The sequence below is a fragment of the Gaoshiqia sediminis genome, from assembly GCF_025907915.1.
GTDB lineage: Bacteria > Bacteroidota > Bacteroidia > Bacteroidales > Prolixibacteraceae > Gaoshiqia > Gaoshiqia sediminis.
In genome coordinates this window covers 1-620 of record NZ_JAPAAF010000109.1, presented here as the reverse complement: position 1 = coordinate 620, position 620 = coordinate 1, and the positions used below count along the sequence as shown (strand labels likewise).

The following is a 620-nucleotide window of genomic DNA, read 5'->3' as shown; positions in this document are numbered from 1 at the left end:
TTGTCGATCTCTTTATCTTTCAGCTTTTGATTGATTTGCCGGATTGTTTCTTCAACTTTTTCTGCTGAAATCTCTGTAAAGTCTGGCGCTTCGGGTTCCTGTAACTCCGTGTTGTAAACGTTTTGTGCATAGGACCACAGCGATTCAAGCTGGTTTTTGATTTTTTGTTTTTGGGAGGCAATGGCTTTTCCCCAAACAAAAGTGTAGCGATTGGCATTGGCTTCAATTTTGGTCCCGTCAACAAAAACTTCCTTAATACTCAAATGGCCTTCTTCCGACAACAATAGAACTACGGCTGAGAAAATATCTTTCAGGTGCCCTTCAAGTCGCTTGCCCCGAAAACGATTGATAGTATTGTGATCTGGCTTATTCATTCCGCTAAGCCACATGAAGTAGATGTTTTCCTTGAGCGAATCTTCCATCTGGCGACTGGAATAAATATTGCGCAAATAAGCGTAAACCATAACTTTGAGTAACATCCGCGGATGATAACCAGAGCTGCCGCCTCCTTTATAGGTGCTAATTAATGGATGGATATCGATCTGATCGATCACCCGATCCACAACCCTGACAGGATGATTCGACGGAACCATCTCTTCCAGGCTTGGAGGAAGCAACAT

1 protein-coding gene is annotated in these 620 nt (G+C 43.1%); it reads right to left on the bottom strand.

Going from position 1 to position 620, the window contains the following annotated elements; translation table 11 throughout:
• The coding region (locus N2K84_RS20200) for a transposase (RefSeq protein WP_282593644.1) at window positions 1–620 on the bottom strand (620 nt) is incomplete at both ends.